Annotated in this window: 24 protein-coding genes and 1 pseudogene; 12 read left to right on the top strand and 13 right to left on the bottom strand. The window is 58.8% G+C overall.

The annotated features are described in order from the left end of the window. Positions 1 to 102: 102 nt before the first annotated feature. Positions 103 to 264 (top strand): DUF1127 domain-containing protein, encoded by a 162-nt coding sequence (locus tag HBA26_RS16175; protein ID WP_126345412.1) that lies wholly within the window; start codon positions 103 to 105, stop codon positions 262 to 264. A gap of 39 nt (positions 265 to 303) precedes the next feature. On the opposite strand, the gene HBA26_RS16170 is transcribed toward HBA26_RS16175, so the two are convergent. After that, the gene (locus HBA26_RS16170; RefSeq protein WP_126345413.1) at positions 304 to 1,692 is read right to left on the bottom strand and encodes a PLP-dependent aminotransferase family protein; all 1,389 of its coding nucleotides are present in this window, start codon (positions 1,690 to 1,692) and stop codon (positions 304 to 306) included. A gap of 101 nt (positions 1,693 to 1,793) precedes the next feature. Here HBA26_RS16170 and HBA26_RS16165 point away from each other — a divergent pair, with 101 nt between their 5' ends. Then, entirely contained in the window at positions 1,794 to 2,273 is a 480-nt protein-coding gene (locus HBA26_RS16165) for a carboxymuconolactone decarboxylase family protein (protein ID WP_014882392.1), read from the top strand. On the opposite strand, the pseudogene HBA26_RS16160 reads toward HBA26_RS16165, so the two are convergent. Beyond that, positions 2,260 to 3,163, bottom strand: a pseudogene (locus tag HBA26_RS16160) (LysR family transcriptional regulator). The gene HBA26_RS16165 and the pseudogene HBA26_RS16160 overlap by 14 nt on opposite strands. Positions 3,164 to 3,263: 100 nt before the next feature. Here HBA26_RS16160 and HBA26_RS16155 point away from each other — a divergent pair. From HBA26_RS16155 to HBA26_RS16125, 7 genes are all read left to right on the top strand, one after another. Beyond that, the gene (locus HBA26_RS16155) at positions 3,264 to 4,676 is read left to right on the top strand and encodes an aldehyde dehydrogenase family protein (RefSeq protein WP_100171019.1); all 1,413 of its coding nucleotides are present in this window, start codon (positions 3,264 to 3,266) and stop codon (positions 4,674 to 4,676) included. A 75-nt stretch (positions 4,677 to 4,751) separates the two neighbouring features. After that, positions 4,752 to 5,075 carry an antibiotic biosynthesis monooxygenase gene (locus HBA26_RS16150; RefSeq protein WP_028015378.1) on the top strand — a complete coding sequence of 108 codons (324 nt, stop codon included), beginning with the start codon at positions 4,752 to 4,754 and terminating at the stop codon, positions 5,073 to 5,075. Then, positions 5,068 to 5,463: a hypothetical protein gene (locus tag HBA26_RS16145; protein ID WP_059357822.1), complete on the top strand. Its 396-nt coding sequence runs from the start codon at positions 5,068 to 5,070 to the stop codon at positions 5,461 to 5,463. The genes HBA26_RS16150 and HBA26_RS16145 overlap by 8 nt, the downstream gene beginning before the upstream one ends. After that, positions 5,438 to 6,133, top strand: coding sequence for a winged helix-turn-helix domain-containing protein (locus HBA26_RS16140; RefSeq protein WP_100171020.1), 696 nt, complete (start codon positions 5,438 to 5,440; stop codon positions 6,131 to 6,133). Before HBA26_RS16145 ends, HBA26_RS16140 begins: the two co-directional genes overlap by 26 nt. Before the next feature lie 149 nt (positions 6,134 to 6,282). Then, positions 6,283 to 6,753, top strand: coding sequence for a MarR family transcriptional regulator (locus tag HBA26_RS16135; RefSeq protein ID WP_028015381.1), 471 nt, complete (start codon positions 6,283 to 6,285; stop codon positions 6,751 to 6,753). Then, complete coding sequence (locus HBA26_RS16130) at positions 6,750 to 7,817, top strand: HlyD family secretion protein (RefSeq protein ID WP_100171021.1); 1,068 nt, start codon at positions 6,750 to 6,752, stop codon at positions 7,815 to 7,817. The genes HBA26_RS16135 and HBA26_RS16130 overlap by 4 nt, the downstream gene beginning before the upstream one ends. Beyond that, positions 7,807 to 8,871 carry a DUF2955 domain-containing protein gene (locus HBA26_RS16125; RefSeq protein WP_045259544.1) on the top strand — a complete coding sequence of 355 codons (1,065 nt, stop codon included), beginning with the start codon at positions 7,807 to 7,809 and terminating at the stop codon, positions 8,869 to 8,871. The genes HBA26_RS16130 and HBA26_RS16125 overlap by 11 nt, the downstream gene beginning before the upstream one ends. On the opposite strand, the gene HBA26_RS16120 is transcribed toward HBA26_RS16125, so the two are convergent. Together HBA26_RS16120 and HBA26_RS16115 are read right to left on the bottom strand one after the other, a co-directional pair. Continuing rightward, complete coding sequence (locus HBA26_RS16120; protein WP_100171022.1) at positions 8,862 to 9,242, bottom strand: tautomerase family protein; 381 nt, start codon at positions 9,240 to 9,242, stop codon at positions 8,862 to 8,864. The genes HBA26_RS16125 and HBA26_RS16120 overlap by 10 nt on opposite strands. Continuing rightward, positions 9,242 to 9,550, bottom strand: coding sequence for a carboxymuconolactone decarboxylase family protein (locus HBA26_RS16115; protein WP_028015385.1), 309 nt, complete (start codon positions 9,548 to 9,550; stop codon positions 9,242 to 9,244). Before HBA26_RS16115 ends, HBA26_RS16120 begins: the two co-directional genes overlap by 1 nt. 97 nt (positions 9,551 to 9,647) lie before the next feature. Here HBA26_RS16115 and HBA26_RS16110 point away from each other — a divergent pair, with 97 nt between their 5' ends. Continuing rightward, the gene (locus HBA26_RS16110) at positions 9,648 to 10,511 is read left to right on the top strand and encodes a LysR substrate-binding domain-containing protein (RefSeq protein WP_100171023.1); all 864 of its coding nucleotides are present in this window, start codon (positions 9,648 to 9,650) and stop codon (positions 10,509 to 10,511) included. On the opposite strand, the gene HBA26_RS16105 is transcribed toward HBA26_RS16110, so the two are convergent. The 3 genes from HBA26_RS16105 to HBA26_RS16095 are packed head-to-tail and all read right to left on the bottom strand — an operon-like array spanning position 10,492 to position 13,217. Further along, positions 10,492 to 11,769: a DUF445 domain-containing protein gene (locus HBA26_RS16105; RefSeq protein WP_047363829.1), complete on the bottom strand. Its 1,278-nt coding sequence runs from the start codon at positions 11,767 to 11,769 to the stop codon at positions 10,492 to 10,494. The genes HBA26_RS16110 and HBA26_RS16105 overlap by 20 nt on opposite strands. Before the next feature lie 3 nt (positions 11,770 to 11,772). Then, positions 11,773 to 12,426 (bottom strand): LysE family translocator, encoded by a 654-nt coding sequence (locus HBA26_RS16100; protein ID WP_100171024.1) that lies wholly within the window; start codon positions 12,424 to 12,426, stop codon positions 11,773 to 11,775. A gap of 47 nt (positions 12,427 to 12,473) precedes the next feature. Then, positions 12,474 to 13,217 (bottom strand): AraC family transcriptional regulator, encoded by a 744-nt coding sequence (locus HBA26_RS16095; RefSeq protein WP_126345414.1) that lies wholly within the window; start codon positions 13,215 to 13,217, stop codon positions 12,474 to 12,476. A gap of 151 nt (positions 13,218 to 13,368) precedes the next feature. On the opposite strand from HBA26_RS16095, the gene HBA26_RS16090 reads away from it, so the two are divergent. After that, positions 13,369 to 14,739, top strand: coding sequence for an NAD-dependent succinate-semialdehyde dehydrogenase (locus HBA26_RS16090; RefSeq protein ID WP_126345415.1), 1,371 nt, complete (start codon positions 13,369 to 13,371; stop codon positions 14,737 to 14,739). A 44-nt stretch (positions 14,740 to 14,783) separates the two neighbouring features. On the opposite strand, the gene HBA26_RS16085 is transcribed toward HBA26_RS16090, so the two are convergent. Together HBA26_RS16085 and HBA26_RS16080 are read right to left on the bottom strand one after the other, a co-directional pair. Next, entirely contained in the window at positions 14,784 to 15,104 is a 321-nt protein-coding gene (locus HBA26_RS16085; protein WP_028015390.1) for a hypothetical protein, read from the bottom strand. Next, entirely contained in the window at positions 15,104 to 15,649 is a 546-nt protein-coding gene (locus tag HBA26_RS16080) for a YfaZ family outer membrane protein (RefSeq protein WP_049138647.1), read from the bottom strand. Before HBA26_RS16080 ends, HBA26_RS16085 begins: the two co-directional genes overlap by 1 nt. 410 nt (positions 15,650 to 16,059) lie before the next feature. On the opposite strand from HBA26_RS16080, the gene HBA26_RS16075 reads away from it, so the two are divergent. Further along, positions 16,060 to 17,418: an esterase-like activity of phytase family protein gene (locus HBA26_RS16075; RefSeq protein WP_166720958.1), complete on the top strand. Its 1,359-nt coding sequence runs from the start codon at positions 16,060 to 16,062 to the stop codon at positions 17,416 to 17,418. A gap of 53 nt (positions 17,419 to 17,471) precedes the next feature. On the opposite strand, the gene yjiA is transcribed toward HBA26_RS16075, so the two are convergent. The 4 genes from yjiA to HBA26_RS16055 form a co-directional block, all read right to left on the bottom strand. Then, positions 17,472 to 18,425, bottom strand: coding sequence for a GTPase (gene yjiA / locus HBA26_RS16070; RefSeq protein WP_048959792.1), 954 nt, complete (start codon positions 18,423 to 18,425; stop codon positions 17,472 to 17,474). Between the two features lie 10 nt (positions 18,426 to 18,435). Continuing rightward, the gene (locus HBA26_RS16065; RefSeq protein ID WP_003856610.1) at positions 18,436 to 18,639 is read right to left on the bottom strand and encodes a YbdD/YjiX family protein; all 204 of its coding nucleotides are present in this window, start codon (positions 18,637 to 18,639) and stop codon (positions 18,436 to 18,438) included. Positions 18,640 to 18,704: 65 nt separating this feature from the next. Continuing rightward, entirely contained in the window at positions 18,705 to 20,858 is a 2,154-nt protein-coding gene (locus HBA26_RS16060; protein WP_088204609.1) for a carbon starvation CstA family protein, read from the bottom strand. 191 nt (positions 20,859 to 21,049) lie between these two features. Beyond that, on the bottom strand, positions 21,050 to 21,552 hold a 503-nt coding region (locus tag HBA26_RS16055; RefSeq protein ID WP_166720957.1), incomplete at its 5' end, for a WYL domain-containing protein.

The following is a 21,552-nucleotide window of genomic DNA, read 5'->3' as shown; positions in this document are numbered from 1 at the left end:
GTTTTAGCGGATCTGTATGTTAAACAAAAGTTGTTTTTGCATCTGTATTGCGCAGGTCGATTTCCAGGATGATAACCCCACTGGCACAGTGAGGAGAGCATTATGGAATTCAACGAGAACCGTTCAAAACGTCCGTTCGTCGTATTTGTCTGGATCGGCAAAACGATCCGCAACTGGTATCGCATCAACCGTACCCGCCGCATCCTGAGCCAGATGAGCGACGAGCAGCTCAAGGACGTTGGGTTATCCCGCAATGATATTTAAACCGTGGCCGGGTAGGGCGCAACCGCCACCCGGCGTTTTTCAGCTCAACAGCGCGAGCGTCTGCCGTTTCGGCCTTTCCAGCAAATCCAGCGCCTCCTGATACGAGCGCACGTTGTTATAGCCCATTACCAGCCCGTAGCGTTTGCCCGACCCGCGATACCACTCCGAGAGTGCATTGACCTGCAGCTGCTGTTCTTGCCAGCAGCGGGCCACTTCCCGGTCGCAGCTCCCTTTGGTGAGAAACGCCACGATATGCATCCCGCCGTCGTTTTGCTCGGTGAAAAACAGATCGCCATACACCTCGCGCAGGGCGGCAATCATCCAGTCGCGGCGGGTCTGGTACAGCGCACGCATCTTTTTGAGATGGCGGAAAAAATGCCCTTCGTTGAGAAACGCGGTGAGGATCTTCTGCATCAGCACCGGCTGGCCGCTGGTGGTGATATCCGCGCAGTCGGTAAAGGCTCCGACGGTGCTGGCGGGCATCACCACGTAGCCCATGCGCAGCGACGGCATGATGGTTTTACTGAAGGTGCCCATAAAGATCACCCGGTCGTGCTGGTCGAGGCTTTTCAGCGACGGCAGCACCTTGCGGGTGTAGTGAAACTCCCCGTCGTAATCGTCTTCGATGATCCACGCCTCGTTCTGGCTGGCCCAGTCGAGCAATTGCTGCTTGCGCGGCAGGGAGAGCGTCACCGCCAGCGGGCTCTGGTGCGAGGGGGTGACGATGGCAAAACGCGCGTCACGATGGTGACGAAGCAGGTATTCCGTATCAATGCCGCAGCGATCGACCGGCGCCGTGTGCAGGCGCGGCACGATCCGCTTCAGCAGCTGCTGGCCCATAAAGTAGCCCGGATCTTCAAATACCACCTTGTCGCTGCGGCTGGCGAGGGTGTCGAGGATCAGCCGCAGGCTGCCGCTGTAGCCGCTGGTGATCAGCACCTGTTCGGCGGTGCAGGACAAGCCGCGCGAGATATTGAGATAGCTGGCGATGGCCTGGCGCAGCGGATACCAGCCCAGGACGGGCGGGTTGAGCATCTCCTCCTGACGCATGGCGCGCGTCGCCTGGCCCGCCAGCAGCAGCCATTTTTTATACGGGAAGCTGTCGAGGGCGGGGATGCCGGGGCGCAGAAATCCGGCCCGCTCGCGCTGGCTGATAAGCGAGGCCGGAAGCGTGCCGGTAGGCTGTTCCGCAGGGGCATTGTTATCCGGTAGCAGTAAATCCGGGTTGACCCGCGTGCCGCGCGCGCCCTGGCTCACCAGATACCCTTCACCCGTCAGAATGGCGTACGCCGTTTCGACGGTTTTGCGCGCCACCTTCAGCTCTTCCGCCAGCACGCGGATGGCAGGCACCTTATCGCCCGGCTTCAGCACGCCGCGCGTGATGTTGTCGCGATAGCGGGTATAAATGTCGTGATAGCCCGGCTTCATGTCCTACCTCATTTCACGCTTTTTGTATCTTTTTACTATGTCATGAACGGCGTAGATTTGCCTCATCGCACGGCACATGCCGCACAAAAAGAGGAAAGACAATGAGCACTCGCGTTAACCACCATAAAGTTACACCTGCCCTCGCCAACGCGCTGTCTGCCCTGAGCATGGAGGTGGCAAAAACCTCCATCGACCCGGCGCTGAAGCACCTGATCGACATTCGCGTGTCGCAGCTGAACGGCTGTACGTTCTGTCTGGATATGCACTCTAAAGAGGCCAAAATCGCCGGGGAACGCGAGCTGCGCCTGTACCATCTGGCGGCCTGGCGCGAGTCCCCGCTGTTCAGCGCCCGCGAGAAAGCCGCGCTGGCCTTCACCGAAGCGCTGACCCAGATTGGCGTTCACGGGGTGAGCGACGCGCTGTACCGCAGCGTGGCGGAGCACTTCTCGGACGTGGAGATTTCAGAGCTGAACTTCGCCATCGTGGCGATCAACGCCTGGAACCGTCTGGGGATCACCTCCCGCATGGCGCCCGGCTCGCTGGACGCGGCTTACGGGCTGAATAAAGCTAACCTGGAATAATCCCGCGCTCGCGGATCATCGCCACCAGCGCCCGCAGTCCCGGCGGAACATGGCGATGGCCGGGGTAATACAGGCGCAGCCCGGCAAAGGGCTGCGCCCAGTCGTTTAAAACGCTCACCAGCTCTCCATTCTCAAGCTCTTCCCGGATATACAGTTCCGGCAAAAATCCTACCCCTAATCCCGCCTTTACGGCGCGGATCGAGGCGAAAAGATCGGATGTCGCAAAGCGCGGCGGTACGGCAAGGGCGTACGTTTCCCCCCCGACGCGCCAGCTCCCAGCGGTAGATCCCGCCGTGGGCCATGCGCATGCCGATCCCCTGATGTGAAAGCAGATCGTCCGGCGTCTGCGGAGTACCGTGACGGGCAAAATAGTCCGGCGTGGCGGTCACCAGCTGGCGGATCTCCCCGGTCAGCGGCACGGCGATCATGTCCTGCGGCACGGACTCCTCAAGGCGGATCCCCGCGTCGTAGCCTTCCGCGACGATGTCGATCATGCGCGCTTCGCTGACGGTTTCCACGCGCATCTTCGGATAGCGGATCATAAAGTCGATCAGCAGCTGGTCCAGAAACAGGGTGCCGATATGGTTCGGTACGTTCAGACGCAGCGTGCCGGCGGGTTCCCCGGTGTCGCTGTGGATCTCCTCGCTGGCGAGGCGGATCTCCTGCAGCGCCGGGCCAACGCGCGCCACGTAGCGCTGTCCGGCGTCGGTGAGCGCCACGCTGCGGGTAGTGCGGTTAAAGAGGCGAGTATCCAGGCGGCTCTCCAGCCCGGCGATGGCGTTACTGACCGCCGTGGCGGACATGCCGAGCTCCTGCGCCGCGCCGCGAAAGCTGCCGCGCCGCACCACCGCCATAACCACTTCCAGCTCTGTCAGACCTGAACGATGCATAGATTATCCTGAAAATCGAAACAACCCTTGCAGCATAGCGTGGATTATCGCAATGGAGAAGCCGTGCCAGACTGTGCTCACACAGCCTGAGGAGGTTTATATGCACACTATCGAACAGATCTTTATTAACGGCGAATTTGTTACCCCGCACGGCACCGAACGGTTTGATTTATATAACCCGGCGACGGCGCAGGTCATCGGGCAGGTACGCCTGGCGGATGAGGTTGACGCAGCGCGCGCCGTTGCGGCGGCAAAAGCGGCGTTCCCCGCGTGGTCACAGACGACAAAGCAGGAGCGCATTGCCGCGCTAAAACGTATGCACGCCGCCGTGGCCGCTCGTCACGACGATCTGCTGGAAGCGGTCATCGAAGAGTACGGCGCGCCCGCCTCGCGCTCGGCGTGGATGGCCAGCTATCCGGCGGAGGTGATTGCTCAGGCGATTGAGGCGCTGGAGGCGTTTGAATTCGTCACCCCCGCGGGCGCAGCCACGGTGCAGATGACGCCGCTTGGCGTGGCCGGGCTGATTACGCCGTGGAACAGTGATGCGGGGTTTATCTGCGGCAAGCTGGCGGCAGCGCTGGCCGCGGGCTGTACGGCGGTGATCAAGCCGAGCGAAATGAGCGCCCTGCAAACGCAGATTGTCACCGAAGCGCTGCGCGATGCGGCTCTGCCGCCGGGCGTGTTTAACATCGTCACCGGACGGGGTGAGACGGTCGGTGACATAATCAGCCGCCATCCGGACGTGGCAAAAATCTCGTTTACCGGTTCGACGCATACCGGCAAGGCGATCCTGCGCAACGCGGCGGAAAGCTTTAAGCGTGTGACGCTGGAGTTAGGTGGAAAATCGCCGACGATCCTGCTGGATGACGTGGATCTGGCGCAGGCGATCCCGCTGGTGATTCAGGCCGGGTTTATGAACAGCGGGCAGGCGTGCGTGGCCGGTACGCGCATTCTGGTGCCTTACTCGCGTAAGGCGGAGATCGAAACCGCGCTGGCGCAGGCCGTGGCGGCGGTGAACTCCGGCGACCCGCGCGATAAATCAACAGACGTCGGCCCGATGGTCAGCGCAAAGCAGTGGCAGCGGGTGCAGGGCTATATCCGCAAAGGTGTCGAAGAGGGGGCGCGCCTGCTGGCGGGCGGCGAGGGGCGGCCGGAAGGCACGCAGGACGGCTGGTTTGTGCGCCCGACGCTGTTTGCCGACGTGAACAACCAAATGATGATTGCCCGCGACGAGATTTTTGGTCCGGTTCTGTGCGTAATTCCCTATCGTGACGAGGCGGAGGCAATTGCCATTGCCAACGACACGGACTACGGCCTGAGCGCGGTGGTGCTGGGCGGTGCGGACCGCGCGCGCCGCGTGGCGCAGCAGATTGTTTCCGGTCGTGTGCTGGTGAACACCCTGGCCCATGAACCGAAAGCGCCGTTCGGCGGGTTTAAGCACTCCGGCGTGGGGCGCGAGATGGGCGAGTGGGGGATCCGGGCGTTTATGGAGCCGAGGTCGGTTCTGGGCTAAAGCTTCGCTCTTTACCGAAGCATTGTGCTTTTCCATCCTGCATTCTCTCCTCAACATCACAGCGGAGAGACCATCATGATCGCAGTCCTTTTCGAAGCCAAAGCCGCGCCTGCCCATCAGGCGCGCTACCTCCAACTTGCCGCAGAGCTTAAGCCTTTGCTGGCCGACATCGACGGCTTTATCGATATCGAACGGTTCCAGAGCCTGACGACCGACGGCAAAATTCTTTCCCTTTCCTGGTGGCGGGATGAAGAGGCCGTCCGCCGCTGGAAGCAGAACGTCTTCCATCAGGCGGCGCAGGCCGAAGGGCGGGAGTCGATTTTCTCTTTCTACCGTATTCGCGTGGCGCAGCTGGTGCGGGAGTACAGTTCCGAAACGGGAGGGCGCGCGGATGTATGACGTTCACGTGATTTTCCGCGACGGGCCCGGCGAGCTGGCGCGCTTTGGACAGCTTTTAGGCCGCAACGGCGTGGGGCTGGAAGGCGGTGGCGTATTCGGTACGGAGGCCCATTTCCTGGTGGAAGATGGTGAAAAAGCGCGACGCGTGCTGCTCGACGCCGGGTTTACCGTGCAGGCGGTGCGAAAGCCGGTGATCAGAAAGCTCAGGCAGGAACGCCCCGGAGAGCTGGGCGAGATCGCGACGGCGCTGGCGGCACGCGGCGTGTCTGTTCTTACCCAGTACAGCGACCATGCGAATCACCTTATTCTGCTGACGGATGATGATAAGCTGGCCGCAGAGATCACCGAACCCTGGGCAGCACATGTTAAAGACAAGCTTACCGACTGATAACGGCGCGGTGCTGGAGCAGGCCATTGCGGCGGTGGCGGCGGCAATGGCCGATCCGTCGCGCGTGAAGATGCTGTGTGCGCTAATGGACGGACGGGCGTGGACCGCCACCGAACTGAGCGCGGCGGCAGATGTAGCGCCGTCGACCGCCAGCGGGCATCTCGCCCGGCTGGTGGAGGGAAAGTTGATTACCTGTCTGTCTCAGGGGCGGCACCGCTACTATCGTCTGGCGGGGCACGACGTGGCGGAGCTGATCGAACAGATGATGGGGCTCTCCTGGAGCCGCATTGCGCCGCCGGAAACCACCGCGCCGAAGGCCATGCGGGAGGCGCGGACCTGCTACGACCATCTGGCGGGCGCGGTGGCGGTAAAGATCTACGATTTCATGCAGGCGGAAGGCTGGCTGGAGGCAGACGGTTCAGCACTCACGCTGTATGGCCGGGAGCAGTTTCTGAAGCTCGGCGTGTCGTTAAGCGCTCATCCGCGCCGCAAGGCCTGCTGCGCCTGTCTGGACTGGAGCGAGCGGCGGTTTCACCTCGGAGGCGAAGCTGGCGCGGCGCTGCTTATTCATCTGGAAAGCAAAGGGTGGATCCAGCGGGTGGCGGGGTATCGGGAGGTGGTGGTGACGGCTTCGGGAAAAAGTGCCGTCAGGAGGCATTTTAGCCGCTAAACTCCACTGCGGGCTGGTGCCCTCACCCCGACCCTTTCCCACAAGGAGAGGGAGACATCGTTTTCGCAATTCCTGCTCTTTCGTCTCGCGTTTCTTGATACTTACCCTGATAACTATTATCTTGACCGCGTGTGACGAGAGGTTTCCCCATGAGTGAAGAAGCGCTGTTTAGCCGCAGGCCGATGGGCATGCGGATGGCGATGATCGTGCGCCAGTGGCGAGCGGTGATCGATGATGCCATTCTCGATACCGGCTTAACCCAGTCGAGCTGGACGGTGATGATGCAGCTTCATCAGCTCGGGGATAACGTCTCAATGAGTGAGCTGGCGGAGGTGCAGGGTATTGAACTGCCGCCGCTGATGCGCACCCTGACACAGCTGGAAAAACAGGGTTACCTGCTGCGCACCACATCGCCTTATGACAAGCGCATCCGGCTTCTGACGCTGACGCCTGAGGGAAAAGCCATTTTAAAAAGGCTCACTCAGGTGATTGAGACCTATCAGGCGCGCGTGTCGCAACACATCGCGCCGGAGCATATCGAGATTTTCAGCGCCACGTTAAATCAAATCGCCTGCAATTTGCGGACAATCCGCGAAGAAGACAACAAGACCGAAAAATAATGACCCCTGAACAAAAATTTGCCCGCTGGGTAAGGGTGAGTATTGCCTCTTTCCTGCTGATGTTTATCTATTTTGTCGTCGCGGATATCTGGATCCCGCTGACGCCAGACTCCACCGTCATGCGCGTGGTGACGCCGGTTTCTCCGCGCGTCTCCGGCTACGTGGCGGCGGTACATGTCCACAACAACAGCCAGGTGAAGAAAGGCGATCTGCTGTTTGAGCTCGACGACACGCCGTTTCGCAATAAAGTGGAAGCGGCGCAAATCGCGCTGGAGCAGGCGCGTCTCTCTAACGAACAGCTGGACGCGCAGATCGCCGCCGCGCAGGCCAGCCTGAAAACCGCGGTGCTGACCGCGCGTAACGACAAGGTGACCTTCGAACGCTATCAGAAGCTGAGCACGTTACAGAACGTCTCGCAGGCGGATCTGGATAAGGTCCGCACCGCCTGGCAGAGCAGCGAGCAGTCCGTCAGCACGATTCAGGCCAACATCCGGAACCTGCGCATCCAGCGCGGCGAGCGCGAAGAACACCGCAACGTGACGCTGCAAAAATACCGCAACGCGCTGGATGAAGCAGAGCTGAACCTCGGCTGGACAAAGGTCTACGTCCAGGCGGACGGCACGGTCAGTAACCTGCAGTTAAGCCCCGGTTTTTACGCCTCATCCGGCTCCGCCGCGCTGGCGCTGGTAAACAACCAGACCGATATCGTGGCCGATTTCCGCGAGAAGAGCCTGCGCCATACCCGTCAGGGCACCGATGCCGCCGTGGTGTTTGACGCCTTCCCGGGGCAGGTGTTCCGCGCCCACGTGGCCAGCAGCGACGCGGGGATCCTCGCAGGCCAGGAGGCGGTTAACGGCCAGCTCTCCCAGCCGGAGACCTCTAACCGCTGGGTACGAGACGCCCAACGCATGCGCATTCACGTCACGCTGGATGAGCCGCTGCCGAAGCCGCTGCCAACCGGCGCGCGGGCGACCGTGCAGCTCTACAACAGCGAAGGGCCGTTTGCGCGCTTCTTCTCCGGAATGCAGATCCACCTGGTGAGCCTGCTTCACTATGTCTATTAATACGCTGGCGCGGGTCTTTACCCCGCACGGCAACATCGTCTACACGGCAAACGACTTTCGCCAGACCCTGCGCATCGTTTTTGCCGGGATGATTGCCCTGAGCATATCGAGCTTCTACAACACCAGCTACGGCGTGTTTTTCGTGGTCTATCCGATCATGCTGCTGTCGCTGGTGCCGGTGTTTAACCGCCACGTGGCGAAGCAGTTTATCTTCAGCGCATCGCTGAACTGCGTCGAAATGGTGATTATCATCGGCTATCTTTCCCAATGGCCGGTCATCATGACGCTGGTGGTATTTGCCCTTTACGTGATGCGTTTTCGTTTTATGAGCAAAGGGCCGCTGTTCTTGTTCGGCTCGATGGGCGTTGTGTGCCAGAGCGTAATGCTCAACTTTATGAGCTACCCCACCACCAACTGGCACACGCTGCTGTTTTCCAACATCGAAGCCAGCGTGATGGCGGTGTGCCTGAGCGCGCTGATGAACTACCTGCTGCCGGACGTGGAGCCCCGCAAGCCGCCGCCGCTGATTGAGAAAGACGACGCCCGCGTGCGCCACGAGTCGCTGCTCTCCGGCAGCGTCGCGACGATGATTTTCGTGGTGTTTCAGATTAGCGACTTAAGCGATTCGCTCTCGGCGCTGATGGCAGGAATTCTGATCCTGTTCCCTATGCACTATCGCGGCGCGGTGATGAGCTCCATCTGGCGCGTGGTCGGGGTAGTGCTGGGCTGCCTCTACATTCTGGTGGTGCAGCTTATCCTCTACGATCACAGCAGCCATATGCTGCTGATGATGCCGCTGATTGGCCTCGGCCTGGCGTTTGGCGCGCGGCTGCACGTGATGGAGAAAGTGGGCGCGGGCGTGGGGTTTTCCAGCATCACGACCATCGGCATTATGTTCGGGCAGAACATGCACCCGGACAGCGACCTGGTGTTCAGCGATCTCTATCGCATCACCTCCGTGACCTTTTCGCTGGTGGCGACGCTGACGATGGTCTTTCTGGTGCATTTGATCCTGAACCGTTTCGCCGCCACGCGCTACGTCATTCAGGGCTGATAGCGTTTGCCGCCGCTGAAGCTCCAGTCCTCAGCGGCCGTAAACTGGATAACGACCATCACGTCTCCACCTTCAATGCCCATCTTCTCATTCAGTTGCGCAGCCAGCTGGCGGTAGAGGGCAGATTTCTGTTCATTGCTCCTCGGCTTACCAGCAACGATATTAAACAGTATCGCCCCCTCCGTTCTGCCCGTGCTGAGATAGTGCCGATCAATGTATCGATCCCCGGCCGCGAAGCATTCAAAAAAATGGAACCTGTCCTGTGCGGGAACGGCGAAGGTTTCCGTCAGCGCCTGGTGCAGAATGTCCGAGATCTGCTTTTGCTGCATCTCGCTATAGCGGTCACCCGTCATGATACGAACAAACGGCATTATTGTTTCTCCTCTGCAAGGCTGCTCAGCGCGCTGACGGCGGCCGGCCAGCCTGCGTAAAACGCCAGATGGGTAAACGCTTCGGCTATTTCGTCGTCCGTCACGCCGTTTTGCCGGGCGAAGCCGATATGCCAGGGAAGCTGCGCGGTGCGCCCCAGGGCTGCCAGCGCGGCAAGCGTGATCAGACTGCGATCCCGCGGGGCTAGCTGCGGACGCTGCCAGATATCGCCAAAAAGTACCTGCTGGCTCAGTTCAGCCAGCTTAGGGGAAACCTGCGCAAGCGTGTCGCGATTCAGTGTTGTGCTCATTTTTATTCCTCCTGTCGTCTGGAAATCACTCTCGCAGGCTGCCACCATAAATAAAATCGCAATGTTCAGGACTGAATGTCCTGAAAATGAGGATGATATGGATAAACGCTTTTCAGCATTAGACCTGGACGCGCTGCGCAGCTTTGTGGAGGGGATTCAGTCCGCCAGTTTTGCCGAGGCGGCGGACAGGCTGTGTCGGTCCACCTCTGCGGTCAGTGCCCAGTTAAAAAAGCTGGAGCAGCAGTGTGGCGTGGCTCTGACCGTTAAGCAGGGGCGTACACTGGCACTGACCCGAGAGGGTGAAATTTTGCTGAGCTACGCCCGACGCATGCTGGTATTAAATGATGAAGCGCTCCGGGCTATCAGAGGTGAGTTGCTTCAGGGCGAGGTACGGCTGGGTATGCAGGAGGACTTTGGCGAGTCCGTGATGCCGAAGGTCCTCGGCGATTTTCACAGACAACACCCTGAGCTTCGCATGACGGCACGTGTCGATCGCAACCCGCCGCTGCTGCGCGGCGTGGCGGCGAATGAACTCGATCTGGCGCTGGTCTGGCAGGAAGGTCGAGAAGGCGACTACGTGCGAAGCGAACCGCTGGCATGGATTTGCCGGTCCCGCGAGGACATTGAGGTCCTTCTGCAACGAGGTGAGCCGCTGCCGCTGGTGATGTTTGACGCGCCCTGCCTCCTGCGAAGCCGGGCCATCGCGGCACTGGATGCCGCAGGTATTCCCTGGCGTATCGCTTATACCAGCTATAGCCTGAGCGGGCTGTGGGCGGGAGTTAGCGCGGGGCTGGGTATTACGCTCCGCACGCGTATTGGTCTGCCCGAGACGTTACGGATCGACAGCCACCTGCTGCCAGATGCAGGAGAGCTGGGTATCGCCCTGCATCAGGGGAGCGCCTCCCCCAATGCAGCTATTACCAGCATGAAGGCGCTGATCCTCAGGACGCTGAATGGATAAGCGTTGGGACTTGCGAGAGTAAGAACAGGATTAGGCCTATCGTCCCGCCCACCAGCGTGCCGTTGACGCGGATGAACTGCAGGTCTTTGCCGATGTTCAGCTCAATCTGGCGGGACATGTCTTTGGCGTCCCAGCTTTTGACCGTGTCGCTGATGTGGCGGGTCAGGAACGCGGCGAAATCTGGCGCGACGCGGTGCGCGGCCTGCTCCAGATGCTCGTTCAGCGACGCGCGCAGGCTGGCGTCGTTTGTTAGCGTTTCGCCAAACCACAGCCCGGCGTTGGCGATGCGTTGCTTCACGCGCGAGTCATCGCTTTGCATATCCGCCTTCAGCCACTGGCGCAGGTCAGCCCACATCTCGCCCAGATAGCGGTTAAACGCCTCATCGTTTTTCAGATAGTGCTTGATGTTGTCGGCTTTCGCCGCCATTTCCGGATCGTTTTTCAGGTTGTCGATAAGCTTCAGCGTGGCGCGGTCGAACGCCTGGCGGATCTGGTGCGTGCGGTCGTGGCTGATATCGTCCAGCAGCGTGTTCACCGCGTTCGACACCATCTCCGCGCTTTGATCGCCCAGCCATTCGGTAGGCAGCACCATCGCCTTGCGCGGGTGTTCGGTTTTCAGCCAGTGGACAATCTGATCGGCAATAAACTCCCGCGTGCTTTCCCGCTGAATCAGGGTAATCAGGCGGTTGATGATGGCGTCCAGCAGTACCTGATGGCGGTTGTTTTTGGTCATGCTCTCCAGCATGACGGCGCTGGTTTCGGTGAAATCCACCTTGTCGATGGCCTTATGCACCGCCCGTTTAAGCAGGCGCTGAATACGTCCGTCATCGGTCAGCTCGAGAAAACCGCTCATCACCTGCATCAGATGCAGCCCGACGCGCTGGGCGTTGTCGGGCTTGCTGAACCAGGCGCCAATCATCTGCGCTGGCTCATAGCGGCGGATCAGCGCCACAAGCGACTGAGTATCAAGAAACTTCTCCTGCACGAACTGGCCAAGATTGTCGCCGATTCGGTCCTTATTGCGCGGGATAATCGCCGTATGGCGCGAAATAAACGGAATGGGAACCCGGCGGAACAGCGCGACGACGGCAAACCAGTCCGCCAGCGCGCCGACCATCGCCGCCTCGGCAATGGCTTTGACGCCGCGCACCCAGAAGGTCTGCGGCAGGAAGAGGGTGGTGACAAAGGCCGCGGCGGCAATCAGCAGCAGCGACAGCGCCAGCAGCTTGGCGCGTTTGAGTTCAGCGATTTTTTCCATGGGTTAAGGATAGAGGGAAGCGGGGGAAAAGTGCAAAAATCGCCACAGCACCCACCCGCCAAACCCCATCAGCACCACGCCCGCCGTGCGCTCAATCCACCACAGCGAACGGCTGAGCTTCTGTTGCACCGCCGATAGCCCCATCATCGACACCAGCGCCAGATCCCAGACCAGCACCACCATCACCATCCAGAGACCGCAGGTCGACTGCTGAAGCAGCGTGACGTCCGGCCCGAGTAACGCCGTCATCAGCGCCAGATAGAACAACGCGTTCTTCGGATTAAGCAGCGCCGAGCCGAGCCCCAGCAGGATCTGCTTGCGCAGCGAGGGGCAGCGCTGACGGGGTTCATTCAGCGCCAGTGCCTGCGGTTGGCTGCGCACCAGATGCGAGCCGATCCACAGCAGGTACAGCGCCCCGCATACCTCGATAAGCGTAAACAGCCACGTAAACTGGCGCAGCGCGCTCCAGCCGATAATCACCAGAACAATATAGAGCGCGTTACCCGCGGCGATGCCGACGCACAGCCCGGCGCTGCCGCGCAGTCGGTAGCGCGCCGCGTAGCCCACAAGCAGGAAAAAATCCGGACCCGGGCTCAACAGCGCAACAAAATGCGCCAGCACCAGAGCGAGAAAAGCGGAAGGGAAGAACAGTTCCATAGCGACCTCAGTTAACCATCTGAGGACAGGCTACGGCGCTGCAGAACCTATTTATTGTCTGATATTGATCGGCCCGTGGCGTACTGGCGCGGCGTGGCGGCGGTATAGCTGACGAAGGTCTTATGAAAATGGCTCTGGTCGGCAAAGCCGCTCTGGTAGCCGACGTCGGCGATGTCGTCCCCGGCACGTAGCCGCGCTTTGGCGAACTCCACGCGGGAGATGTTGAGGAAGCTGCCCGGCGTCAGGCCGGTGTCCTGCCGGAAGGTGCGGATCAGCGTCTCCTTGCGCAGCGAGAAGCGTTGGGCAAGTTCGTCGAGAGAGGGCGGGCTGGTGAGATTGGAAAGAAACGCCTCCTGAACCTGCTGGCTGGTTGGGCGAAGCGCGTCTGCGTTATCCACGCAGCGGGGAAGGGCAGAAAGCAGCGCCTCAACGGACGCTGGAGACATTGTCTTAACGACGTCCAGGTAATGGGCAAACAGGGCAGGGTTACGAATCACCTGTATCGCCAGAGGAAGATCGGTGTCGATATAGAGCATATGGTAGCTGCGCGGCTGCCCGTCGACGGGGTTGCAGCTGTGCGGCACATAAGCCGGGATCGCAATGAGGTCCCCGGGATGAAGAATGTACTCTTGGTCATGGCACACGCAGCAGGTCTGGCCCTCAACAATCGCCCCGATGGAGAGTTGAGGGTGACAGTGGCGTTTGTACGCCCGCGTGCTTTGCCAGGTGCTGCGCAGCTCAATGCCTGAGGCGCGGTGAAAAGTCTGGCGAACGTGTCGGGTATCGGTCATGGTAACTCCTTCTGGACGTTTTTTATACCACGTCAGCGAACCGTCCGGCACTGCTTAACTCAGAACCTTCCGGATATACCCAACTTTACGTCCACAGCCAGTCATGTTGACTACCCTTAATACCCTAAGCGGTAAAACATGGAGATTCGATATGGCTTATCAGACAGTAAATCCTGCCACTAACCAGCTCATCAAAGAATACCCCTCACATACCGACGCGGATATCGAAGCGGCGCTGAAGGCGGCCGATGCGCTTTACCATTCGGAATGGGCGAAAGGTGACATCAGCCAGCGCCTGCCGGTGCTGCATAAGCTTGCCGACCTGATCGACGAGCGCGTGGAGGATCTGGCCAAAATTGCCAGCCAGGAGATGGGTAAGCTCATCGAACAGAGCCGCGGCGAGGTGAAGCTTTGCGCGCAGATCGCCCGCTACTACGCCGACAACGCGAAGCAGTTCCTCGCCCCGGTGAAGTACGACTCTGAACTTGGGGAAGCGTGGGTGGAGCATCACCCCATCGGCGTGCTGATGGCCGTCGAGCCGTGGAACTTCCCGTACTACCAGCTGATGCGCGTCCTGGCACCAAACCTGGCGGCGGGTAACCCCGTTATCGCCAAGCATGCCAGCATCGTGCCGCACTGCGCCGAGACCTTTGCACATCTGGTGCGCGAGGCGGGTGCGCCGGAAGGGGCGTGGACGAACCTGTTTATCTCGTCCGAACAGGTGGCGAATATCATCGCAGACGATCGCGTGCAGGGCGCAGCGCTAACCGGCTCCGAAAAGGCGGGCAGCGTGGTGGCCGCGCAGGCGGCGAAGCACATTAAGAAATCGACCCTCGAACTGGGCGGTAACGACGTCTTCGTGGTGCTGGACGACGCGGACCTGGATAAAGCGGTTAAGATTGGCGTGAATGCGCGGCTCAACAACGCCGGGCAGGTCTGTACCGCGGCGAAGCGCTTTATCCTGCACGAGAAAATTGCCGACGCGTTCCTCAGCAAATTTACCGAGGCGTTTAAGCAGGTGAATATTGGCGATCCGCTGGACGAGAGCACCACGCTGGGGCCGCTCTCTTCCAAAGATGCGCTGGAAACGCTGACCAAACAGGTTAACGAGGCTGTGAAAAACGGTGCCACGCTGCACTTTGGCGGCAAGCCGGTGCAGCGCGACGGGAGCTTCTTCGAACCGACGATCCTGACGAATATATCGCGTGAGAACCCGGCGTACTTCGAAGAGTTCTTCGGCCCGGTTGCGCAGATGTACGTGGTGAAAAACGACGACGAGGCGGTCGCGCTGGCGAACGACTCCCACTACGGCCTGGGTGGGGCGGTGTTCAGCCAGGACATTGAGCGCGCGAAGAAAATGGCGTCGCGGATCGAGACCGGGATGGTGTACATCAACTGGCTCACCGATACCGCAGCAGAGCTGCCGTTCGGCGGCGTGAAGCGTTCCGGCTACGGACGCGAGCTGTCGGATCTGGGGATCAAAGAGTTTGTGAACCAGAAGCTGGTGGTGGTGCGTAAGTAAGAGGTAATAAAAAAACCTGCCGGTTGGCAGGTTTTTTCAGTTGATTATTGTACTTCGATCTTGTCCCAGCCGCTTTTGAACATGCAGCTGTCGACTAACGTATCCCGGCGATATTCATTCGCGTCTTCAACCGTGTAGCTCGTGGAAATATCCTTTTTCTTGTTCTTTTTGTCCGTTTTTTCCGAGCTCGAACCGGTCACTACGTTATCCGGAGGCAGATCGATCAGGGCCTGCGCTTCGCATTCCGTGAGCTTTTTATTCATCTCAGCGTCGCTCACGCCCGGTTTTACCCATTTGTACTGGACGCAGCCAGTGAGCATCAGCGTGAGGCTCAGAACGCAAAGCGCGGTAATGCGGTGTTTCATCAGAAGCTAACTCCACCGCCGACATATGCGCCATCAATCAGGGTGTGGTTTGGACGACCATCTTTACCGTCAACGCTCACGTGGCGGTAGCCCACTTTCAGCGTAACCGGTTTGATTGGGGTCCAGCTTACGCCGCCGTTAGCTTCAACGTAGTTTTTCACGCTGTTGTTCAGGCCTTCTGGTGCCGCATAACCTTCGCCATAGACGTGGATGTTGTCGGTCAGCGCAACATTTACGCCGCCGCCAATCGGGAAGGCCACGCCGTTATCGCCTTTTTTCGGGCCGATGTAGATGGCTTTTGCGCCCGCATTCAGCATCACCGGGCCCACTTCCAGGTTATAGCCTGCGCCCACGCCACCGGTCTGGGTACCGTCATCGGTGTTTTTCAGCCAGTTACTTTCGAGATAAACACCGGATGAGGATTTGCCCATTTCCAGGTTGAGGTTGGTAAAGTTTTTACCCTGCTCAATGCTGCCGCCCATTGCCAGTGCGGAACCCGAAATGGCGGTCAGTGCAGAAAGAAGAAGAATGTTCAGTTTTTTCATGTTTCGTGCCTCATCATCAAATTAATCTGGGGGCACCTTAACAAGCGATGTTTATGACTGCAAATGTGATGTAAATCGACTTTTCATGCTGTAATTGTTAATTCTTTTATCTTTATTTGTAACGCTTAAGTTGGGTTGTCGGTGTGTCAACGCGCAAATTTCAGGTGTTGAGGAACAGTTTAATTTTTTGACTAAACGAAATCTGAACGAGGCAGGGATAGTGATTTGAGATGCATTAATTGCGCTTCTAATAATTTCCAATTCCATTTCTAAAATCACATAAAAAAACAAATTTTTACATTTTTATGGTCATTATTCGTTCAGATGTCCGGCCACGTTTCCTTTCCATGTCATTTTTCTGACACGTTTGTTCATTACGTTGTGGGCTTCACTTTCCGGATGCTAACAATATGAAAAGAAAAATCATTCCTGTGCTTATCGGCTGTACGCTCTCTTTCTCTGGCCTGGCGGCGCAGCCCACGGCTGAGCACTATGTTGTCAGCTTCCCTGACGGCTCACACGTGAAATACAGCGGCGCGTTTGCCGGTGCGTTTCCGAATGGACTCCCGGTAGGGATTGGCTCCGGCCTGCTGTTTACGGGCAAGCAGGGCGATGCTCTGACCTTCGCGACCGTAACCGATCGCGGTCCTAACGCCGATGCGCCCAAAATGGGTAAAAACGAAGCCAAAATTTTTGTCACGCCGGATTTCGCGCCGCTGCTGATGACCATCCGCGTTCAGAACGGCAAAGCGGAGGCAACGGATGCCCGCCCGCTGCATGATGATAAAGGCGAGATTAACGGCCTGCCGCTGCAAAGCGGCGTGATTGGAGCCACCAATGAGGTGGCGTTCAGCGATACCCTCAAAATTCTGAAGGGTGACAACCGCGGGCTGGACACGGAAGGCATCACCCCGGACGGCAAGGGCGGCTTCTGGCTGTGCGACGAGTATGGCCCGTTCCTGATGAACGTTGACAGCAAAGGGAAAATTCTGGCGATCCACGGGCCGCAGGCGGCGGAAGGGGAAAAATCCATCGCGGGCGGTCTGCCAAACGTTATTAAATGGCGCCAGCCGAACCGGGGCTTTGAAGGCCTGACCCGGATGCCGGACGGGCGGATTATCGCCGCCGTGCAAAGCACGCTGGATATCGACGGTAAGAGCAAAAAGCAGGCGCTGTTTACGCGTCTGGTCAGCTTCGACCCGGCGACCGGGAAAACGGCGATGTACGGCTACCCCATCGACAGCGCGGCCTACAGCAAAAACAGCGACGCTAAAATCGGCGACATCGTGGCGCTGGACGACCAGCACATCCTGCTGATTGAACAGGGTGAGGATAAAAATGACGCGATGCGTAACCTTATCTACAAGGTGGATCTCAGCAAGGCGAGCGACCTGACCGCTTTCGACAAGCCGGGCGAGTACCCGGAGTTTGATGATGAGAAAACACTGGCACAGCGCGGCATTACCCTTGCTGCAAAAACGCAGGTCGTCGATCTGCGCGCGCTGGGCTGGAAACAGGAGAAGGCCGAAGGGCTGGCGCTGATCGACGGCAAACGGCTTGCGGTGGCGAACGATAACGACTTTGGCGTGAAGGTGGCGATGCAGCATCCGGTCGAGGGCAAAAAGCTCAAAGACTATCGGGTGAACGAGGAAGGCAAGCTGACGCTGGACGATAAACCGGTGGAAACCACGCTCAGCGTGAAGCCGCTGAAGAAGCCGGAGTCAGAGAGCGAGCTGTGGATTGTGACGCTGCCGGAGGCGTTGAAATAATTTTACCTCTCATCCTTCCCCTCTCCCCACAGGGGAGAGGGGAAGCAAGGCGGTTATTTCTTCAGACCTGCAAACGCTGCCCGAATCTCCTCCTCCGGCAGCTGGATACCAATAAACACCATCACGCTGTGCGGCGCTTCATCGCCCCACGGGCGGTCCCAGTCGGCGCTGTACAGGCGCTGTACGCCCTGAAACAGCAGGCGGTTCGGCTCGCCGTCGATCCACAGCATGCCTTTGTAGCGCAGCAGCTTGTCGGCAAACGACAGCAGCAGGTTTTCCATTACCCGGGAGACCTCGCTGATGTCCACCGGATAGTCCAGCTCCACCACAATCGACGCCACGTCGTTTTGCTTGTCTCCCATAAAGTGGAAGCGCGGTTTCGTGGTGACGTTCTCCTCCAGCATAAAGCCGTTGGTGTTAAACAGCTGGGATAGATCGATATCGCCATGCGTCACCGTATAAATCGGCGCGCGCGAGTTGATGCGCGTCAGGCGCTCGCGGAGTTTTTCGCTGTCGCCTGCCACGTCGGTTTTGGTCAGCAGAATGCGGTCGGCGTAGCCCACCTGAGACTGGGCAATGGTGAACTGGTTCATCTGCTCGTCGGCGTGGACCGCGTCTACCAGGGCAATCACCCCGTCCAGCAGGTAGCGCTGGCAAAGAATATCGTGCGAGAAAAAGGTCTGAATAATCGGGCCGGGGTCGGCCATGCCGGTGCACTCGATCACCAGGCGGTCGAAGCCGATGTCACCGCGATCGCGGCTGTCGAGCAGGTCCAGCAGGGCGTCTTCCAGCTCGTTAGAGCGGGTGCAGCAGATGCAGCCGTTGGTCAGGGTTTTGATTTGCGTGGCGCGGTCTCCGATTAATTGATCGTCAACGGAGACTTCGCCAAATTCGTTTTCGATGACGGCGATTTTGAAGCCGTGCTGTTCATTCAGGATGTGGCGCAGCAGGGTGGTTTTACCGGCGCCGAGGAAACCGGTCAGCAGGGTAACGGCAATCGGGGTCATGGTCTCTCCTTTAGCAGCAGCGGACGCCGCCTTCTCCACTTCCGCCGTAGCGCGCTTCCTGACGCTCGCGGAAGAATTCGGTGTAGGTCATGTACGGCTTATCCGGATGGTTGGTCTTCATATGCTCAACGTAGTTGTCATAGTCCGGAATGCCAATCAGCATTTTCGCCGCCTGACCGAGGTATTTTTTTGCTTCGCCTAAGTTACCAAACATTGGGAGTTCCAGATAGAAGAAGCCCGGAGGCGCGCAGCGATCCGGGCCTACAGTGACAGGCTTAATTAATGGTGTGAAGAGGTCTTCACGCCGCCTTCCGGCACCGGCACGTACGGGGTTTCTTTATCCGTACGGCCATCGGTGTTGCGCACTTTCATCCAGGTTTTGATGCCGTAGAAGATAATGCTGTACACCACCACCAGGAACAGAATGCTCAGACCCGCGTTGGTGTAGTTGTTCACCACGATATGGTTCATGTTGGCAATCTGCTGCGCGGTCAGATCCGCGCCGCCTGCGGCAATCTTCTCTTTGTACTGGTTAGCCATGAAGAAGAAGCCTTCCAGCTGCGGGTTGGTGCTGAACAGCTTCAGGCCCAGCGCCCAGGTGGTGCAGAGCAGCAGCCACAGCGCAGGAACCACGGTCACCCAGATGTATTTGGTGCGCTTCATCTTCACGAGGACGACGGTACCGAGCACCAGGGCAACGGCTGCCAGCATCTGGTTAGAGATACCGAACAGAGGCCACAGGCTCTTCACTCCGCCGAGCGGGTCAACAACGCCCTGATACAGCAGGTAGCCCCACAGGCCTACGCACCCGGCAGTACCCAGAACACCCGCTACCAGAGAGTCGGTTTTCTTCAGGAACGGCACGAAGTTGCCCAGCAGATCCTGCAGCATGAAGCGGCCCGCACGGGTACCGGCATCCAGCGCGGTGAGGATGAACAGCGCTTCGAACAGAATACCGAAGTGGTACCAGAAGCCCATGTCCGCCCACGGCAGCACTTTGTGGAACACGTGTGCGATACCCACGGCCAGCGTCGGCGCGCCACCTGCGCGGTTCAGCACGGACGGTTCGCCAATGTCCTTCGCGGTCTGCATGATCTGCTCAGGCGAGATCACGAAGCCCCAGGAGCTGACGGTCGCCGCCGCGTGTGCGCTGGCCTCTTTCAGCTGCGCCATGATCAGCGCGGTATTTTCCCCGCCCATCTCATGCAGGTTTGGCATGGTGATGCCCAGACCCGCCGGTGGAGTGTTCATCGCGAAGTACAGGCCTGGCTCGATAATCGACGCCGCTACCAGCGCCATGATCGCCACGAAGGACTCCATCAGCATCGCGCCGTAACCGATAAAGCGCGCGTCGGTTTCGTTGGCCATCAGCTTCGGCGTGGTGCCGGAAGCGATCAGCGCGTGGAAGCCAGACACGGCGCCGCAGGCGATGGTAATAAACAGGAACGGGAACAGGGCGCCTTTCCACAGCGGACCGGTGCCGTCAATGTACTGCGTCACCGCCGGCATTTTCAGCTCAGGGTTGATGATGACAATCCCGATCGCCAGCCCGACGATCACGCCGATTTTCAGGAAGGTCGCCAGGTAGTCGCGCGGAGCGAGAATCAGCCACACCGGCAGCAGGGCGGAAACGAACGCGTAACCGATCAGCGCGAAGGTGATGGTGGTGTCTTTAAAGGTCAGCGCCGGGCCCCAGTACGGGTCGTGCGCAATCACGCCGCCGAAGTAAATGGAGGCGACCAGCAGTACGATACCAATGACCGACACTTCACCCACGCGCCCAGGACGCAGGAAGCGCATATAGATGCCCATGAACAGCGCAATCGGTACGGTAGAACAGACGGTGAAGACGCCCCACGGACTTTCGGCCAGCGCTTTCACCACGATCAGCGCCAGCACCGCGAGGATGATGATCATGATCAGGAAGCAGCCGAAGAGGGCGATAGTGCCCGGCACGCGGCCCATCTCTTCTTTGATCATCTCGCCCAGCGACGAACCGTTACGGCGCGAGGAGATAAACAGCACCATAAAGTCCTGCACCGCACCCGCCAGCACCACGCCCGCCAGCAGCCAGAGCGTACCTGGCAGGTAGCCCATCTGGGCGGCCAGCACCGGGCCGACCAGCGGGCCAGCGCCTGCAATGGCGGCAAAGTGGTGACCAAACAGCACGTAGCGGTTGGTTGGCACGTAGTTCAGACCGTCATTGTTAATGACCGCCGGGGTGGCGCGCGTCGGGTCGAGCTTCATGACCTTTTGCGCGATGTATAAGCTGTAGTAGCGATAGGCCACAAGGTAGACGGAAACCGACGCGACCACGATCCACAGGGCGCTGACGTGTTCGCCCCGGCGTAATGCGACAACCGCCAGACAAAAAGCGCCGAGGATCCCGAGTAAGGCCCAGGGCACGTGCTTAAGTAGTTTTTTAGTATCCATAGTAAGACCTGGTTTTTTATGTAAAGAAAAAAGGGTCAGGGTTCGTTGTGAGGAGGTATTGATTAATGCTGGAGCGATCGTGCCAGATCCGCGCGCGCGTAAAGGGCGGTAAATGAGTGAGTGGTTGAAAGTGATGGGTGAGCGGTCAAAGGACGCGGCGAGTGGTTCAGGCTCGCCGCTGGTCGGGGAAATTATGTGATTGAGATCACGTGGTTTTCCGGGCTGCGCTCCATCGACAGGTAGCTTTCCAGCGTCTTGATGAGCTTCTCCTTCAGCCAGCTTGGCTCCAGGATCTGAATATTCGGCAGCCAGTAGAACAGCAGCGGCAGGATCTGGTTTTCGTGTGCCGCCTGGCAGCGCAGCGTGACGCCGCCGCGCCGCTCCTCCAGCAGCTCCTGTTCCGGCAGGAGATCGCGGCGCAGGAAGTAATGTGAAATATTATCCTTAATGAATATTTTCACGGTGAAAGTAGTTTCGGACACCCACGGGTCGAGGCTTTTTTCCAGCAGTTCCCGGACATTTTCATCAGGAGTAAAAAAGTTTTTTTGAACATCAAACCAGCTAATCTGGCTTAATGAAAAGGATTTCAACCGGCTATTTTCGGTAGCTTGTAAATACCATATATTTTTTTTGTTAATGAGTTTATAGGGATTAATCCTGTCTCTTATACACATCTGACGCTGCCGACGACGGA

Origin of the sequence: Enterobacter sp. 725m/11 (assembly GCF_011683705.1) — a bacterium.
In the GTDB taxonomy this organism is placed as follows: Bacteria; Pseudomonadota; Gammaproteobacteria; order Enterobacterales; family Enterobacteriaceae; genus Enterobacter; species Enterobacter bugandensis.
Note: the sequence above shows the minus strand (reverse complement) of the source record. Positions and strands in the feature narration are given on the sequence as shown.

What these genes read in the sequence shown, in the direction of transcription:
- HBA26_RS16165 (WP_014882392.1), top strand. Translation starts at nt 1,794, where the DNA reads ATGAGCACTCGCGTTAACCACCATAAAGTTACACCTGCCCTCGCCAAC.
- HBA26_RS16115 (WP_028015385.1), bottom strand. Translation starts at nt 9,550, where the DNA reads ATGAGCACAACACTGAATCGCGACACGCTTGCGCAGGTTTCCCCTAAG.
- HBA26_RS16125 (WP_045259544.1), top strand. Translation starts at nt 7,807, where the DNA reads ATGTCTATTAATACGCTGGCGCGGGTCTTTACCCCGCACGGCAACATC.
- HBA26_RS16090 (WP_126345415.1), top strand. Translation starts at nt 13,369, where the DNA reads ATGGCTTATCAGACAGTAAATCCTGCCACTAACCAGCTCATCAAAGAA.
- HBA26_RS16150 (WP_028015378.1), top strand. Translation starts at nt 4,752, where the DNA reads ATGATCGCAGTCCTTTTCGAAGCCAAAGCCGCGCCTGCCCATCAGGCG.
- HBA26_RS16075 (WP_166720958.1), top strand. Translation starts at nt 16,060, where the DNA reads ATGAAAAGAAAAATCATTCCTGTGCTTATCGGCTGTACGCTCTCTTTC.
- HBA26_RS16155 (WP_100171019.1), top strand. Translation starts at nt 3,264, where the DNA reads ATGCACACTATCGAACAGATCTTTATTAACGGCGAATTTGTTACCCCG.
- HBA26_RS16120 (WP_100171022.1), bottom strand. Translation starts at nt 9,242, where the DNA reads ATGCCGTTTGTTCGTATCATGACGGGTGACCGCTATAGCGAGATGCAG.
- HBA26_RS16100 (WP_100171024.1), bottom strand. Translation starts at nt 12,426, where the DNA reads ATGGAACTGTTCTTCCCTTCCGCTTTTCTCGCTCTGGTGCTGGCGCAT.
- HBA26_RS16080 (WP_049138647.1), bottom strand. Translation starts at nt 15,649, where the DNA reads ATGAAAAAACTGAACATTCTTCTTCTTTCTGCACTGACCGCCATTTCG.
- HBA26_RS16145 (WP_059357822.1), top strand. Translation starts at nt 5,068, where the DNA reads ATGTATGACGTTCACGTGATTTTCCGCGACGGGCCCGGCGAGCTGGCG.
- HBA26_RS16170 (WP_126345413.1), bottom strand. Translation starts at nt 1,692, where the DNA reads ATGAAGCCGGGCTATCACGACATTTATACCCGCTATCGCGACAACATC.
- HBA26_RS16140 (WP_100171020.1), top strand. Translation starts at nt 5,438, where the DNA reads ATGTTAAAGACAAGCTTACCGACTGATAACGGCGCGGTGCTGGAGCAG.
- HBA26_RS16095 (WP_126345414.1), bottom strand. Translation starts at nt 13,217, where the DNA reads ATGACCGATACCCGACACGTTCGCCAGACTTTTCACCGCGCCTCAGGC.
- HBA26_RS16175 (WP_126345412.1), top strand. Translation starts at nt 103, where the DNA reads ATGGAATTCAACGAGAACCGTTCAAAACGTCCGTTCGTCGTATTTGTC.
- HBA26_RS16085 (WP_028015390.1), bottom strand. Translation starts at nt 15,104, where the DNA reads ATGAAACACCGCATTACCGCGCTTTGCGTTCTGAGCCTCACGCTGATG.
- HBA26_RS16105 (WP_047363829.1), bottom strand. Translation starts at nt 11,769, where the DNA reads ATGGAAAAAATCGCTGAACTCAAACGCGCCAAGCTGCTGGCGCTGTCG.
- yjiA (WP_048959792.1), bottom strand. Translation starts at nt 18,425, where the DNA reads ATGACCCCGATTGCCGTTACCCTGCTGACCGGTTTCCTCGGCGCCGGT.
- HBA26_RS16060 (WP_088204609.1), bottom strand. Translation starts at nt 20,858, where the DNA reads ATGGATACTAAAAAACTACTTAAGCACGTGCCCTGGGCCTTACTCGGG.
- HBA26_RS16110 (WP_100171023.1), top strand. Translation starts at nt 9,648, where the DNA reads ATGGATAAACGCTTTTCAGCATTAGACCTGGACGCGCTGCGCAGCTTT.
- HBA26_RS16135 (WP_028015381.1), top strand. Translation starts at nt 6,283, where the DNA reads ATGAGTGAAGAAGCGCTGTTTAGCCGCAGGCCGATGGGCATGCGGATG.
- HBA26_RS16065 (WP_003856610.1), bottom strand. Translation starts at nt 18,639, where the DNA reads ATGTTTGGTAACTTAGGCGAAGCAAAAAAATACCTCGGTCAGGCGGCG.